Origin of the sequence: Leptolyngbya sp. PCC 6406, assembly GCF_000332095.2 — a bacterium.
GTDB lineage: Bacteria > Cyanobacteriota > Cyanobacteriia > Phormidesmidales > Phormidesmidaceae > PCC-6406.
In genome coordinates, this window is record NZ_KI913949.1 from 5409209 (window position 1) to 5423601 (window position 14393).

The following is a 14393-nucleotide window of genomic DNA, read 5'->3' on the forward strand; positions in this document are numbered from 1 at the left end:
CAGGGCCTTGGCTTGCTCGTTCCGCAGAATGAGGGAAGGCTGGAACGTAATCAGGTCCAAGGGTTACGCTTAAGTTAATGCCCATCAGGGCTGTGCGCCCTTTGCAGAGTGGTTGCTATCAACCAGATATCGTATTCGTTTCAGCTTGGGGCGTGTGGACAATTAATTTAATACAGATATAGCCCTTGACGGTTTTTGCCTATCTCTATACCCATCCCCTGTTAGAGTCTGCGCCCCCTGACGATCTGTGGGGGGCAGAGGTGGTGCGGGTCTATCGAGATTTTGGTGGCGATGAATCCCAATCCGGTCAGTCTCGTCCCCAATTGCAGCAGCTCTTGCAGGATTGTGCCGGGGGCACCGTGGCAGAGGTGCGGGTGCGGCGGTGGGCGGAATTGGGGAACTCGCCGGATGCGATCGCACCCATTGTCACCCAACTTCAGGAACAGGGAATTCAGCTCACCTCCCTGGCGGAGGGGCCGTTTCCCGAGGGAGATGTGGTGGCGGTGGTGGCGGCGACCGCTGCGATCGCGCAACAACAACGCCGGGATAGTTTGCGGTTGGGCCATGCCCGCAACCGGGTGAAGGCCCAACCGCCACCGGGGCGGGCTCCCTACGGCTATCGACGCGGCAAGGATCGCTACACCCTAGATCGGGCAGCGGCTCCGGTGGTGAAGGACTTTTTTGAGCAGTTTCTCCTCTTTGGCTCCCTGCGGGGGGCGGTGCGGTATTTGGCCAAGACCTACGGCAAGCGCATCTCCGCCTCCACCGGACAGCGATGGCTGTCCCATCCGGTCTATCGCGGCGATCTGCTCTACCAGGATGGTCGGGTAGTGCGCGATACCCATACCCCCATCCTGGGGCGGGATGAGGCGGCCCAGGTAGATCGGCTGCTGCGCCGCAACCGCCGCCTCCCCCCCCGCACCGCCAGCGCCCAGCGGTCCCTCGCAGGGCTAGTGCAATGTCAGGAATGCGGCAGCACCCTGCGGGTGGCCCCCGTGAGCCGTCCCCGCCGAGATCAGACCTACCTGTATCTGCGCCCCAGCGCCTGTCCACGGGCAAAACCCTGTGGGGCGATTCCCTACGATGCGGTGCTAGAGAGCACCATTGCCACTGTCTGTCGAGATCTCCCCCCTGCGATCGCAACCCAACCCCTGCCCCCCATCGGGGCCATCCAGGCGGGAATCCAGCGTCAGATTGCCGCCAAGCAGGACAGTTTGGCCCAGTTGCCCCCCTTAGTGGCGGCGGGGGTGTTGGATGAAACCACCGCAGACCTGCGGGCCTATACCCTCCGCAGCGACATTGCCGCCCTCGAACAACAGCGATCGCAACTGCCCCCAGAAAATTTGCCCGAGATTGCCCAGACCCTCTCCATTCCCCAGTTTTGGTATGACCTGTCAGAGGCAGAGCGGCGGGTCTATCTGCGAGAATTCATCCGCCAGGTAGAGTTGGTCCGTGAGGGACAAGATTGGTCTGTGGCGATTAAGTTTGTGTTTTAAGGAGTGATAGAGGGCAATGGTGGAGGCCCAGTATGCCCGCTTGGGGCTGACGGTGGACTGTGTGGTGTTTGGCCTGGATGCCCAGGATCAACTCCAGGTGCTCTTGATTCAGCGTAAACTGCCGCCCTTTGCGGGGGAGTGGGCGCTACCGGGGGGCTTTGTGCGCCCCGAGGAATCCCTGGAGCAGGCCGCTCGGCGGGAACTGCGGGAGGAAACGGGGATGGAGCAGGTGTTTCTGGAACAGCTCTACACCTTTGGCGCGGTGGAGCGAGATCCCCGCGATCGCATTGTTTCCGTCGCCTACTATGCCCTCGTGAACCTGCGCGATCATGCCCTCCGCGCCGCCACCGATGCCCGCGCCGTGGACTGGTTTGGGCTAGAGAATCTACCGGAATTAGCCTTTGACCACACCGCAATTTTGCACTGTGCCCTGACCCGGCTGCGAGCCAAGATTCGCTATGCCCCCATCGGCTTTGAGCTATTGCCGGAAAAGTTTACCCTGACCCAACTTCAGCGGCTTTATGAGGTGATCTTGGGAACCGCGATCGACAAGCGCAACTTCCGTAAAAAAATCCTCAAGATGAATCTCCTACGGCCTTTACCGGAAAAGGAACAGGGGGTACCCCACCGCGCCGCCCAACTCTACTGCTTCGATTGCGATCGCTACACCACCCTCACCAAATCGGGCTTCAGCTTTGAGCTTTAGGTCACTCTCTATAACCTGAGTTCGACAAGGAGTAGAGGGCTAAAAAACGTCAATTCGGTATCAGCGCTGTCACCCCGCCGGGAATTCAAAATTCCCGGCTAACAGGCTTATAGCGCTTCTCACTCGGGTTAAGTACACGACTTGGAAGGTTATGTCTTGGGACGAGCTGAAAAGCCTGCCACATCGTTGGCTCCATACAGACATCCAGTTCCCTGAGCGGAGTCGAAGGGAACGGCCAGAACCCGGTGGTGTGGCTGGCTTTCTCCCTTCGGGAGACGCTGCGCGAACGACTCCGCTCAGCCAGCAGTCAACGGGCTCGGTTCTCTGTAACCTTCCAAGTCGTGTTAAGTAAAGGCAAGGGGCTTAAGCCCCTTGTTCCCCGAATTGCCATCAAGTTGAGCTGGACCTCATCCATTAGGGAACCGCTATAAGTCCATTAAAAATGGACTAGTACCGCAGAGCGTAAATCAGTCCACTATTGTCGCGTCAGCCCAACATTTTCCGGTCCCCTCTCCTCTTGGGAGAGGGCTAGGGTGAGGGGCCGAGTATGCCACGAGAGAACGGCCAGGGTATTTACGCCGCCCAGTACTAGGAGCTGGGCTGGAGATAGGGGGGCGAGTCTGTTTTAACAGACTTCTGCCCATCCGCCAGGGCAATTTATTCCCTGGCGGATGGGCAGCGAAGCTTAAGTCGAACTCAGGTCTCTACAACTCCTGTCCGTGGCGCTGTTCGTACTGGCGCTGGCGTTCCTGCTGACGGCTGCGCTGCACTGGGGTCAGGGTATTGTGGCAGTGGGGACAGGCGATGCCCGGTTGATACTGGGGGTGGGCCTTGTCCGCCGCGCTGATGGGGTGGCCGCAGGCGCGGCAGAGATCATAGCTGCCCGGTTGCAGCCCGTGGCCCACCGCCACCCGCTCATCAAAGACAAAACATTCCCCCTGCCAGAGGCTTTGCTCCTCGGGGACGGTCTCTAGGTATTTCAGAATGCCGCCTTGGAGATGGTAGACCTGTTCAAAGCCCTGCTGGAGTAGGTAGGCCGTGGCCTTTTCGCAACGAATGCCCCCAGTGCAAAACAGGGCCACCTTGCGGTGCTGGGTGGGGTCGAGGGTCTGGTTGAGGGAGTTGGGGAGTTGGCGAAAGGCGGCGGTGCCAGGATTTACGGCCCCTTGAAAGGTACCGATCGTCACCTCGTAGTCATTGCGGGCATCGATGAGCACCACCTCAGGGTCTTGAATCAGGGTGTTCCAGCCCTCTGGGGGAACGTAGGTGCCCACCCGCTGGCTAGGGTCGGCCTCGGGGCAGCCCAGGGTGACAATTTCCCGCTTGACCTTGACCTTCATACGACCAAAGGGAGGCGCGGTGGCGGTGGACTCCTTAACCATTAGGTCGGTGAAGCGCTCGTCTTGGCGCAGGGTAGCGAGGAGATCATCAATGGCCTCTCGACTCCCGGCAATGGTGGCATTGATGCCTTCTGTGGCCAGCAGGATGGTGCCGAGCAGAGCGGTGGCGTCACACTGGGCCTGTAGCCGTTCTTGCCACTGGTGGCAGTCGGGCAGAGCCACAAATTTGTAGAAGGTGGCGACAATCACCGCGCGGTCCTCTCCCTGAATCTGGGTACGGTTCTGGGGTATCAACGTAAGCCGAGACAATATTGCTTCCGAGGAATTTAGGAGCTAGGAGTCAGGAGCTAGGAGTCAGGAGTCTCCTGGATTCTCAACGTCTGACGCCTGACTTCTCCCCAGGAGATTTGTCCCACTTTGAGTTGATACCCTGTTTCTGGATACTTTTATCATTCTAGGAAATGGTTTCGGGAACCCAGCATTGCCCCAGCAATTTCCATTCTGATTTTTGAAGATCTTCGTAGCGTGGGTGAAGCGAAGCGTAACCCACGGAACAAAACGCTTGCTCAAAGCTTATGCAGGATCGCTATAGAGCAAGTCATCTGGATAGGGGACACGACTTGGAAGGTTACGGAGAATCGAGCCCGTTGAACGCTGGCTGAGCGGAGTCGCAAGTCTTTCAGACAGGCTACGCCCTAGCTTTAGCCTTAGCGTAGCCATGCCTAAGGCTATTGCCCCTTGGGCTATACGCCCTGCGTCTCCCGAAGGGAGAAAGCCAGCCACACCACCGGGTTCTGGCCGTTCCCTAGCCCCTCCGGGGCGGCAAAGCCAACGACTCCGTTGCTCCCTAGGGGAGCCGCTAACGCGAACAGGGAACTGGATGTTTGTATGGAGACAACGACGTAGCAAGCTTTTCAGCTTGTTTCAAGACATAAGGGACGTGCGTCTAAATGAGGACTTATAGCGCTTCTCGCTCGGGTTCAGTACAGGCAAGGGGCTTAAGCCCCTTGTTCCCCGAATTACCATCAAGTTGAGCTGTACCTCATCCATTAGGGAACCGCTATATGTATAAGCAGCAGCCCTCCTTGGGAGAGGGATTTAGGGTGAGGGCTCACGAAAGTAGGATGCTGCCGTTCGGCAGCATCTGATACTACAGAGACAACTCTGGAACCCTTAGCTTATCGACGGCTTAGGCTTGACATTCTCCTCGGCAAAAATGCCCTTAGGAATAATGCCGTGGACACCCCAGTTGCCATCCACCACCTGGGTGATGGCAAAATCCGCGCCGACGGTAATCAAGGAAAACGCCTCATCCTCGGTCAGATTCATGCCACTCATCAAAAAGTCCCGGAGCTTGGCGGAACTGTCCTTGAGGGCCGGATCTAGAGAAGACATCTCATAGATTTTGGATTGGGCCTCATCCCCCAAAGCCTCCAGGTAGTTGGGGAAGGTAAATCCATGCACAATCCAGGAATCAGGGGTTTCTAGGAGAGGATAGTTGACACCTTCGAGAATCGTCCCCTCCAGGTCGGCCTGCTTATGAACAATGAACTGAAACACCCCAGTAATGGAGGTTTCAATCGCAGTGCCATCTAGCTCCGAGTCTCCTTGAGAGGCGTGGGCATCTCCCCCAGAGAAGAGGGCTCCCGGCACCGAAACGGGATAGTACATGGAGGTACCCACCGCAATATTGCGATTGTCCATGTTGCCCCCGAAGTAGCTGGGGGGAATGGAATCCACCACATCGACCTCGCCAGGGGCGACCCCCATGGAGCCAAAGTGCAGCCGCAGGGGAATCTTTACCCCTTCCAGAGTTTCTTCAATTTCGGTGACGGTGCTGTGATCCACGATGATGCCGGGGTAATCGATGGTGTCATGAACGACGCCATCGGGAGTGGTTTGGGGGGTCCACTTATAGCGGTAGACCGCTTCGGCCCAATCCCGTTCGCCCGTAGCATCCATCTCATAGATGGTGATCACTTCCCGAGGGGCGGGATCTTCCTTCAAGTTGTCGTATTGATATCCCCACCAAGCAGAGGCATTGGAACCAAAGGTTTTGCCTCGATAGAGAGGATTGCCGCTAGGCCGCAGCTTGAGATCGACAATGCGCACCTCCAAGAGGTCACCCGGTTCTGCCCCGCACACATAAACCGGACCCGTGAGAACGTGGACGCCGGGACCGCGATTGGTAATCGTCTGTTCTTCCTCGGTCCAGTGGTAAATGCTCTCAATGGCAGGGTCACCCGCCGCCATGCGTTCATAGTCATCCCCAGCATGGTGGGTAATACTTTCAAGCGTGACGTAGTCCTGGGACTGCACCGAGATTACGGGAGGCAGGTTTTTGCTATAGAACCCCCAGTGCACTGTTTCAGGGCTAGCAGCTAGCTTAAAGTGACGCGGGCTGGTGGCTGCGGTGCTACAGCTTGTGGGTAGGGCGGTTTCGAGGGGAGGCACTGCATCGCTAGCCGGGGTCATGCCAATGGGCAGAAAACTGGCGATGACACAGAGGGCGATGGTGGCAATGGATAACGCAGGCCAGGTTTTGACCCAGCGTTTTTTGCGCTTATCAGGCATTTTTGCGCTCCAAAGAGAATTTTTTGGGCTCATTCGCCTTTATCCTTTCTCTTAATAGATCTAGCGTCTGTATGGTAGGTGACAGCAATTGACGGAACACTAGGACTGGCAGCAATGGTGCTGACTCGCTGAGGGTGGGACATCGTTAGCGGGATTTTCATCGAAGAAATTCAGGGGCTTGAGCATAAAGCCAATGGTGGAGACAGGCATGACTGGCCAGTCCTCGGCGCGGGGGGAATGGCTGTGGGCAAAGGTGTGCCACACCACCAAGTCGGTGTTTTCCACCGGGCGATCGGCCTGGGTCCATTGGGGCAGTCCCTCGCCACCGGGGCTTTGGTTAGGGTAGTTGCCAGCGGGAAACTTCTCGTCGGGGCTGTAGGGGGTGACCCAGAGGTGCTGGGTCATGTAGGTAGCGCGTTTAATCACGCTGGCGTTGGGGCGGGCTAGGGGCAGGGTATTTTCCCCCGGCATTAGTTTGTAGGCGGTGGGATAGCCCATGGCGTTGGTTTTTGTCGGATTGACGATTTTCCAGTAGCGCCCTTTCATGGGGTCGATGCGGCGCTGGGCGGCGAGTTCCGTGGGTAGGAGGGTGGATTTAGCGTAGAAGGCGTTGCCGTAGGGGTTGTGGTCATCGTCTTCGGGCTCGATATCCACTTCGTAGACGGAATTGTTCATGCCATCCACGCACATATCTAAGCGCACGTTAAAAATGTGCTGGTGGATGGGGGCGTAGAGTTGAGGGGCGATCAGGGTGCCGTACTTGGGCACTTCCCCAGGGGCGACGGCGGCGGTGCTGACAATGCCGGTGAGTTTCACCTCGTATTGAATGGTGCCATCTTGGTAGAAGTACCAGTAGAAGCCGTACTCGTAGTTGCCGACGGTGGCAATGAAGGAGACCACCAGGCGGCGGGAGCGACGAACTTCTGTTTCTTCGGTGCGCCAGTCTACGTGCTTCCAGAGAATGCCGAAGTCCTCTTCGTGGAGGCAGATGGCATTTTTGATCTGGGCGACTTCACCGCGAGAGTTGGTGATGAAGCCATTGAAGTAGTGAATTTCGCCCAGGCAGTCGCAGCCTAGGGTGAGGGAGTTGGCGAGGGAGCCAATGCCGTATTCCCCGACATCGAAGGCGTTTTTGCGGTAGTGGTGGGGCTGGGGGTCGCCGTAGGGCACGGTCATTTCCGCTAGGGAGGCGCGGTAGAAAATGGGCCGTTCTTCCCCTTGGTCGGTGTAGCTGACGGTGTAGAGCACAAGCCCTTCACGGGGGGTAAAGCCCACGCGCATTTTCCACTTTTGCCAGCGGATTTCGTGGCCTTCGACCTCGAAGCTGGGGCCTTCGGGCTGGATAATCTCTAACGGTTTGAGGTCTTGGCGGTAGTTTTGGATGTATTCGGTGGCGTAGTTGCCGTCTTTGGGGGGCAGGGGCACGATGCCGTGGTCTTCGACCCGAATCACCTCCATTTTGTTCAGATCCACCACGGGAATGACGCCTTCAATGGGGCGGGCGTAGCCGTTGTCGGTGGGGTTGGCGCGCACCCAGCACAGGGCGCGGGAAAGGCGAACGCCGTCTTCTTCTGCTAGGCCGTAGTGACCAGCGGACCAGGGATCGACCATGACCAGGCTGGGGTCGGTGATGCCGCGTTTGGCAATAGCGGCTTGAAATTCGGGGCTGGCCTTGACCGCCGCCTCACATTCCACAAATTCATCCAACATGATCGGTGGCTGCACGCCGGGGATGTGCTGCCAGGATTTCACGGAGCCTGTCGCCAGGGAGATCACCGCTTCATAGGTTTGGGCGGTGGCGTTGTCGAGCACAATGGCAAAGGCTTCCCGCTCGATGGCATCCCCCAGCTTGAAGCCCAGCACGGTGGCTTTGGGGGGCTCGTTGAGGGTGACGGAGGCAAAGCGGGCACTGGCTCCCAGGGACTTTTCTCGCCGTAGAATGGCGACGGCGGCGGAGATTTCCTCTGGGGTCAAGGGCTCTAGGGGATGGGTGGTGGTGGTGAGAGTGGGGCGTTCTTGGGCGAGGGTCATGGGAATCTGGGCAGGTAGTTAGGGGCAGTATTGAGGCGTATTTAACTGACAAAGGCTGTCAAGCCTCTTGTACTTGTCATAATAAGTTTCTGCTCTGGAGATTATGTGTCCCCTGTTACTGGTGCCCTGCCCAGACCAGACCTCGGAGGTTTCTAAAACCTCCGAGGTCTTACAGCAGGAGGTCTTACCGCGAGGATAGAGATTACCCTGGAATGAAAGGCCGGGTCTAAGGCTTGAGCTGTGAGACAAATCGAGGATCTGTTGCAGCGCTGTACGGTGAAGCTCTCTATCACCATCCGCGACTCAATGCCCGCCCACACCTGCGGTGACACCCGCACCGCCGCCTTGCAGCGAACCATAACCTCACTAATCAGGGGGAAGCGATCGGGGTATTGTGATGATGTCAAGAGAATAGGTCAATATCCAGGTCAGGCCAGTAGAGATGGCCAGGGTGGGGTTCTTCTAGGTTGAAGATGTGTTTGATCGGGGCATCCTGGAACCAGGGGAACTGATCATAGGGTAGGAAATACTCGCGATCGCCACAAAGCAAACACAGTCCATGAGCCGAGATAGCATTAACCTCTACTTGAAAGTTGCTTTTCCCGGACGTTTCCAAAGTCATCACGAGTTTCCCTTAATCAGTTTTTGTCTCTGTATACCTCTCTGCGGTGCTTGCATTGTAGAACCTGAATCCTGAGCTCTTCGTCAAAAATTTCGTATCTGATCCGATAATCTCCAATCCTGATTCGATACTGATGATCATAGCCTTTCAACTTCAAGGCTCCATGTGGGTGTGGTTCTGACTTGAGCATCAGGAGCTTTTCCTGAACTTTGAGTCTGATTGAAGCTGGCAATTTGAGAATCTGCTTCTGCACCGACTTGGAAACAATCACTGCGTAAGGCATGATGTTTGCTCTGTTCAGTTTGATTGGGCCTGAATAAAATCATCAATGGTCGAAAATTCACCTTGCTGATACTCAAGCCTGACAGATTCTATTTCGGCTTTGGTCTCTGAATCTTCTATGTAACCAGCTTCTTCTGCCTCAAAGATTTGCTGCTCAATGATGTCGAGCAGATGTCGTTTTGCCTCTAGATCAAGGGAGGAAACAGCTTGAATGAGTGAGTCCAGGGAAATTTGCAGGCTGATGGTTGTGGTCATGATAGTCGCCTCCTAGCGTTTTGAAATTAGTCTTGTAATCCAAAATCCCCAATCCAAAATCTTCAATCGGCCACTGTCACCATCCGCGACTCGATGCCCGCCCACACCTGCGGCGACACCCGCACCGCCGCCCCTTTGATGCTGCCATCGGCCCGATCAAATTGGCGCAACTCCAGCATCACCGGAATGCAGGGGTGCTGGTAGACGATCTCTTGCGGCACCAGTAGATTATCGGGGTCCTTGCCTGCAAAGTCCGGCGACCCAAAGTCCGCAACGCCTCCAGCCCCACTTTGCGGAGGAAGGTGGACTTACCTACCCCCGGCCCCCCCAAAACCATCAGGTACGTGCCATGGCGATCAATGTAGCGGCGCACATACGCCCCCATCGCCTTTCTCAGAGCCAGATTTTTGCCGATGTCCCAGTCCAGCCGCTTCAGGATGGCGCTACCCTTCTCTGCGACCAGACTAGCAATGAGTCCGCTAAAGCCAGTGATGGCAGGTGCAATTAGCAGCTCTAATCCAGTCATAGCAGGGGCGAGGGGGTGGTTGCCCCTTACTATAGCCTAGTCAATCCTGGGCGCTAGGGGCTCAAATGAAGCGGGTATTTAGTCAGGGATAAACTCATCAGCACTTTTACGGCCCTGCCTATGGTGTAGCTGGCAACGTTGAAGGCAAGCAAATTATTCCTCCCCCACATCCAAATTCAACCCAACCCCCTGTAAACCCCACCGAGTAAACCCATGACCAAAACCCTTACCATCACCCTGCCCAATGCCCTAGAGCAAGCCCTAACCCAAACCGCTGCCCAGACCAACCAATCCACCGAAGCATTAATCCTGCCATTGCTTACCCAAAACCTCATCGGTCAAGAAGCTCCGGCGGTGGCGACTCCTCTAGAGTTACCCGACGATCCCTTACTGCAACTCGCAGGCTGCATTACCAGCGATGTGGGCGACGCAGCCGATCGCCATGATTACTACATTGGCAAAGCCATCTACGACGACATGAATCAAAACATCCTCAACCTTGATTGGATTCAAACTCAACCCCTGAATCGAGAAATCACCTAAATACCTGCTACCATCACCTGCTGCCACAGGGCATAGCCCTGGCGGTTCAGGTGCAAGCCGTCGGTGGTCAGTTCAGCCCGGAGAATGCCAGCGGCATCGCGGAAAAGACCCTGGAGGTCGCGGTAATCTACACCGCTGCGGGCAGAGAGGTAAGCAATGTGGTTGTTGAGGGAGCGGGTGCGATCGCTACCAATATTGTCCCAGCGGGTGGGCAGCACCGAGTACAGCACAATTCGGGCTTGGGGGTGCTGGTGCTGGAGTTGGGCCACGATTTGTTCCAGATTGTGCACAATCTGGGTTTCTGGGACGTTGTTTTTCAAATCATTCACCCCCACCATCAGGTGAATCACCGTGGGGCGGGTTTGCCTAAAGGCATCTAGACGAGCCAAGACGCCAGCGGTGGTATCGCCGGAGATGCCCTGGTTTAACCAGATGCGATCGCGGGGCAAACTTTCGGGGGGCAACCAGAGGCCGAGGGAATCCCCCACCACAATTTCGAGGCGATTTGGGCCTTGGCCAGCGGCGGCGGCGGCGGCCTCCTGGGCTAAAAGCTGTCGCCACTGGAGATAGGTGGGTTGGGTGGTAGCCTGCTGCCAGCGATCGCGGTAGCTATCTGGAGAAATACGGGTGTAGAGTTGCCCTGCTTGCAGAGCGCTCTGTCGCTGCCGATAGAGTTGGGGGCCAGAACTGGGTCCCGTGGGAAGGGCTCGGGGGCTGAAGATCGGCACCGCTGTCGGTGACACGACAGCGGTAGTGACGGGCACCAGAGCCGCTGTTTCTCCACAGGCTGCTTCTGCCTGGGGGCCTAGATCGCACCAACTGGGTGGACTAAAGCGCGGTTGATGTTCTGGGGGTGAGGGGGCAATTGTTGTCGAGATTGGGGCTAGGGTCGAGGCCGTTCCCAGGGCGTTTGCTGGGGGTGCGATGGTCAAAGACCGGCCCCAAGGAGCTATAGCACTTGGGGGCGACACTGTTTTTGCCTGGGTAGCACAATTCCCCGCTAAAGCCTGTGCCACCAGCCAGCATAAATCTGCCATGGAATCATAACCTTGAGAATCACTCGATGCAGCGGTCGCTAGTCCGGTTAAGACAAGCCTGCGAGCTTATTTGCCTTGGCACTCAGCATCCGAGAGGTTCTCGGGATCTGAAGCAAAGAGGCCAAAGCGATATAGGCTGCGGTAAACCTACGAGGAACACTTCCCCTTTGACAGGGGTATCGAGGATGGTTCAGGATATTTTTGATCCGATTTTCCAGGGTCACCCCGTCCTGCTGAAGGCTAAGGGATAGCGCTTTAGGGGAATCCCTCGTCTGCTTTTGCTTTGCCCCAGACCTCCAGGGCTTCCGGCCCATAGTATTCTCTTAAACAGAAGATAAACTTTGGTTTCAAAGCCCCCACAACGCTTATGGGTCGGCGTATCTTAATAACTAAGGAACGTAAGTTCCGAGTTCAAACCGACACGTTAAGACCCTATTCACAGGAGGTTGGATATCGATTCAACATCTGAGCCAAGTTCGTCAAAGACAGCAGCACCCAACCAGGTTTTGGTGTTCCCTTTACTATCTAAATGAGAGCCCTGCTATAGGTTCGGCAAATTTGACGGTGATTCACTTCACTCAAAGATGCCGTTTAGAAGCAACTCTAGATAGTCTTAACAGACATGGGAAAACACTTCAAAAAGCCGTTCTGGGTGCTGTTGTCGTATTTTAAATTCTAATAATGGAAATTGGGTTCAGCGTTAGGGCTGAATTAAAGCCCGAATTTCATCAATCCAAAATTCTTCTGACTCTTCGGTGAAATAGATGGGCAGCACTGCCTCCAGATTCTCCGGAGGGTTGGGGACCACGTAATGGCTAGTGACGGTGCCATAGTTGGGCATATTGTTCCCCGCCGCCAAACCTGCTTCCATCGCCTGTCTAACCTCAGAGACAGGTCCCCGGATGGCGACAAACTGACGGCCACTCTCAGAGCGATCGTACTTAACAAGGGTGACCCGTCCCGCCTTGACCATGGCGTCTGCTGCCGCTAGAACTGCCGGGAAAGTCTGAGTTTCAATGACGCCCACTGCAAAAGGCATAGGAAAACCGCTTCTATTCGTTGTCAGCAAATTAAACAGGGTGCTGCATTGGAGTCCCTTTAGACCGATGACTCAAATGCTCCAAGCCCTCATTATACCTTGATGGCGCTGGGTTCCGCGATCGCGGCAATGATTCGTTCGCAGCCCGATGCAGGCCGCCCCCAGTCGTAGTGACATTCCTTGGGGTCGCCCCAGCACAGGCTGAGGTACAGTTCCGTGCGGGTAGCGTCGATCTCCGCCCATTCCGCCTCCGCAATCCATTGCTCCACTGCCGCCCGATGGGTCGGGGTCGTGGGGGCGGGGGGCCGACCCACATGCCAAAACTGCAACCCATTGATGGAGTTGCGCCAGAACTCAACCACCGCTGATTTGGCAGCAATCAGCCTGATTTTGTCAGTGGGAATGGCGGTGAGTTGGGGATGCAGTTCCGGAAACTGTAGCGATCGCCCGCCAAAACGACAGGTGTGACATACCAGCCCCGAGACTTGATGCTCTCTCTGATAGTGATGAATCTGGTCGCGAAAATCTTGGATGGCAAAAACTTTGCTTAATTTTTCAGCCCCTAGGGCCTTTGCCACCACCGAATTGTTGAGGCGCTCGGCAGAGGACAAGACCACTCGCTCCCCGCGCCAAGCTGCCCGCAGTTCCCGGTCCAGGATGTCTAGGAGTTCCTCGGTGGTGTAGGGCATGGGTAGGGGGGTGGATGGGTGTGAGGGTGTGTTGGCGAAGCCTGCCCGAAGGGCTTGGGGGGGGCAGAAATTTTGAGTTTTGAATTTTGAGTTTTGAATTAAATATCCCGTAGATACTGTGTTGGTCTTGGGCTGTCAAGCGGTCACGGGGGAGGATTTTGCTGGCAGGAGCTTATCCGGGTCGTAGGTTTTCCCGGAGGATAAAACGCCATAGACGATGCGAATGAGCTTGTGCATGGCGGCTCCGATGATAGCCATCTTGGTTTTGCCTGCGGCGCTTAAGCGGTCGCGCCAGGGCTGAATCTGCGGTGCATGTCGAAGAAACGCTAAAGCTGGAAAGAACAGAGCCTTGCGCAGGCGGGCATTACCAATCTTGCACAGGTGAGTTTTACCCTGCACGGAGGTACCGGAGGAGTGTTCTTGGGGGGTCAACCCGGCATAGGCAGCGAGTTGACGGGCAGAGCGAAAGGCTTTGATGTCACCAATTTCAGCGAGCAGACGAGCGGCAGTATCGGGGCCAATGCCGACAATGGAGACCAGTAAATCAGATTGTGCTTTTAAGGGGTCATGCGCCTGAATATGCTCTCGCAAAAGCTTTTTCAACGCTTTCACCTGGGCCTCAAGGAACTCAATATGGGCCTCAATATCAGACTTCACTGCGGTTGGGCTAATCTCTAGGCGATTTTTTTCCTGGGTCAGCATGTGGGTGAGGGCATCAAGACGACGGGTGTAGCCTTGCAGGTCTTGCACTTCAGTCGATGAGGGCTGCCAAGCGCTGGGCTTGAGGTCTCGACAGAACTCGGCAATCAGCGTGGCATCGGGGCGATCGGCTTTGGTTCGCTTGAGCTGGCTTTTGGCATAGCCGTGAATGCGCACTGGGTTGACGATGCTCACTCGATGGCCCTGCTGGTGTAAGGCCAGCGCGACGGCATGGCCATAGATGCTGGTCGCCTCTAGGCAAGCATGGACCGGGCTGGCGCTCAGGTCTACTAGCCAGCTCTGTAAAGCCTCGAAGCCAGCTTCGGTGTTCTCAAAACTCTGATAGCGAGGTTTATTGTGTCCGGGCAATAGCACCGCAACGTGCAGGGTCGCTTTGCTAACATCAATCCCGACTGGAATCAGCACCTCATTCATGGGTTTACACTCCTGATAATGGGGCAAAATTGGCAGATCGCTCTCAGCGCTATCCTTGTTATCCAGTTTGGGAGGTCTCGAGGACTCCCTGGTATACTGTCCAGTCTGCTGACGGCAAT

General features: G+C 56.1%; 14 protein-coding genes. 3 read left to right on the plus strand and 11 right to left on the minus strand.

Translation table 11 applies throughout. The features are described 5' to 3' along the window. Positions 1 to 185 precede the first annotated feature (185 nt). Positions 186 to 1496, plus strand: a complete 1311-nt coding sequence (locus tag LEP6406_RS0224155) for a recombinase family protein (RefSeq protein ID WP_008315600.1) — start codon at positions 186 to 188, stop codon at positions 1494 to 1496. Between the two features lie 16 nt (positions 1497 to 1512). After that, a complete protein-coding gene (locus tag LEP6406_RS0224160) occupies positions 1513 to 2202 on the plus strand; it encodes an NUDIX hydrolase (protein WP_008315602.1) in 690 nt (229 codons plus the stop codon). 704 nt (positions 2203 to 2906) lie between these two features. Here the strand turns inward: LEP6406_RS0224160 and LEP6406_RS0224165 are convergent. From LEP6406_RS0224165 to LEP6406_RS34530, 7 genes are all read right to left on the minus strand, one after another. Next, on the minus strand, positions 2907 to 3851 hold the full coding sequence (locus LEP6406_RS0224165) for an oxygen-dependent tRNA uridine(34) hydroxylase TrhO (RefSeq protein ID WP_008315471.1): 945 nt from the start codon (positions 3849 to 3851) through the stop codon (positions 2907 to 2909). A gap of 864 nt (positions 3852 to 4715) precedes the next feature. Next, positions 4716 to 6116, minus strand: a complete 1401-nt coding sequence (locus LEP6406_RS0224170) for an acetamidase/formamidase family protein (RefSeq protein WP_008314862.1) — start codon at positions 6114 to 6116, stop codon at positions 4716 to 4718. A 99-nt stretch (positions 6117 to 6215) separates the two neighbouring features. After that, entirely contained in the window at positions 6216 to 8147 is a 1932-nt protein-coding gene (locus LEP6406_RS0224175) for a primary-amine oxidase (RefSeq protein ID WP_008314860.1), read from the minus strand. A 403-nt stretch (positions 8148 to 8550) separates the two neighbouring features. Then, positions 8551 to 8769 carry a DUF2442 domain-containing protein gene (locus tag LEP6406_RS34525; RefSeq protein ID WP_008314859.1) on the minus strand — a complete coding sequence of 73 codons (219 nt, stop codon included), beginning with the start codon at positions 8767 to 8769 and terminating at the stop codon, positions 8551 to 8553. Positions 8770 to 8785: 16 nt separating this feature from the next. After that, on the minus strand, positions 8786 to 9052 hold the full coding sequence (locus LEP6406_RS35055; RefSeq protein ID WP_008314858.1) for a type II toxin-antitoxin system RelE family toxin: 267 nt from the start codon (positions 9050 to 9052) through the stop codon (positions 8786 to 8788). A 14-nt stretch (positions 9053 to 9066) separates the two neighbouring features. Next, entirely contained in the window at positions 9067 to 9306 is a 240-nt protein-coding gene (locus tag LEP6406_RS0224190) for a hypothetical protein (protein WP_008314856.1), read from the minus strand. A gap of 178 nt (positions 9307 to 9484) precedes the next feature. Next, a complete protein-coding gene (locus LEP6406_RS34530) occupies positions 9485 to 9832 on the minus strand; it encodes a hypothetical protein (RefSeq protein WP_008314853.1) in 348 nt (115 codons plus the stop codon). 213 nt (positions 9833 to 10045) lie between these two features. Between LEP6406_RS34530 and LEP6406_RS29560 the strand changes: the two genes are divergently transcribed. Then, positions 10046 to 10375 carry a hypothetical protein gene (locus tag LEP6406_RS29560; protein ID WP_008314851.1) on the plus strand — a complete coding sequence of 110 codons (330 nt, stop codon included), beginning with the start codon at positions 10046 to 10048 and terminating at the stop codon, positions 10373 to 10375. On the opposite strand, the gene LEP6406_RS29565 is transcribed toward LEP6406_RS29560, so the two are convergent. From LEP6406_RS29565 to LEP6406_RS0224230, 4 genes are all read right to left on the minus strand, one after another. Beyond that, positions 10372 to 11307 (minus strand): GDSL-type esterase/lipase family protein, encoded by a 936-nt coding sequence (locus tag LEP6406_RS29565; protein ID WP_051463845.1) that lies wholly within the window; start codon positions 11305 to 11307, stop codon positions 10372 to 10374. The genes LEP6406_RS29560 and LEP6406_RS29565 overlap by 4 nt on opposite strands. A gap of 805 nt (positions 11308 to 12112) precedes the next feature. Then, positions 12113 to 12451 carry a carbon dioxide-concentrating mechanism protein CcmK gene (locus LEP6406_RS0224220; protein WP_008314842.1) on the minus strand — a complete coding sequence of 113 codons (339 nt, stop codon included), beginning with the start codon at positions 12449 to 12451 and terminating at the stop codon, positions 12113 to 12115. Positions 12452 to 12543: 92 nt separating this feature from the next. After that, positions 12544 to 13140: a hypothetical protein gene (locus LEP6406_RS0224225; RefSeq protein WP_008314836.1), complete on the minus strand. Its 597-nt coding sequence runs from the start codon at positions 13138 to 13140 to the stop codon at positions 12544 to 12546. Positions 13141 to 13275: 135 nt separating this feature from the next. Next, on the minus strand, positions 13276 to 14274 hold the full coding sequence (locus LEP6406_RS0224230) for an IS110 family transposase (RefSeq protein WP_008314835.1): 999 nt from the start codon (positions 14272 to 14274) through the stop codon (positions 13276 to 13278). Positions 14275 to 14393 lie beyond the last annotated feature (119 nt).

What these genes read in the sequence shown, in the direction of transcription:
- LEP6406_RS0224160 (WP_008315602.1), top strand. Translation starts at nt 1,513, where the DNA reads ATGGTGGAGGCCCAGTATGCCCGCTTGGGGCTGACGGTGGACTGTGTG.
- LEP6406_RS0224170 (WP_008314862.1), bottom strand. Translation starts at nt 6,116, where the DNA reads ATGCCTGATAAGCGCAAAAAACGCTGGGTCAAAACCTGGCCTGCGTTA.
- LEP6406_RS0224175 (WP_008314860.1), bottom strand. Translation starts at nt 8,147, where the DNA reads ATGACCCTCGCCCAAGAACGCCCCACTCTCACCACCACCACCCATCCC.
- LEP6406_RS34525 (WP_008314859.1), bottom strand. Translation starts at nt 8,769, where the DNA reads ATGACTTTGGAAACGTCCGGGAAAAGCAACTTTCAAGTAGAGGTTAAT.
- LEP6406_RS35055 (WP_008314858.1), bottom strand. Translation starts at nt 9,052, where the DNA reads ATGCCTTACGCAGTGATTGTTTCCAAGTCGGTGCAGAAGCAGATTCTC.
- LEP6406_RS0224190 (WP_008314856.1), bottom strand. Translation starts at nt 9,306, where the DNA reads ATGACCACAACCATCAGCCTGCAAATTTCCCTGGACTCACTCATTCAA.
- LEP6406_RS34530 (WP_008314853.1), bottom strand. Translation starts at nt 9,832, where the DNA reads ATGACTGGATTAGAGCTGCTAATTGCACCTGCCATCACTGGCTTTAGC.
- LEP6406_RS29560 (WP_008314851.1), top strand. Translation starts at nt 10,046, where the DNA reads ATGACCAAAACCCTTACCATCACCCTGCCCAATGCCCTAGAGCAAGCC.
- LEP6406_RS0224220 (WP_008314842.1), bottom strand. Translation starts at nt 12,451, where the DNA reads ATGCCTTTTGCAGTGGGCGTCATTGAAACTCAGACTTTCCCGGCAGTT.
- LEP6406_RS0224225 (WP_008314836.1), bottom strand. Translation starts at nt 13,140, where the DNA reads ATGCCCTACACCACCGAGGAACTCCTAGACATCCTGGACCGGGAACTG.
- LEP6406_RS0224230 (WP_008314835.1), bottom strand. Translation starts at nt 14,274, where the DNA reads ATGAATGAGGTGCTGATTCCAGTCGGGATTGATGTTAGCAAAGCGACC.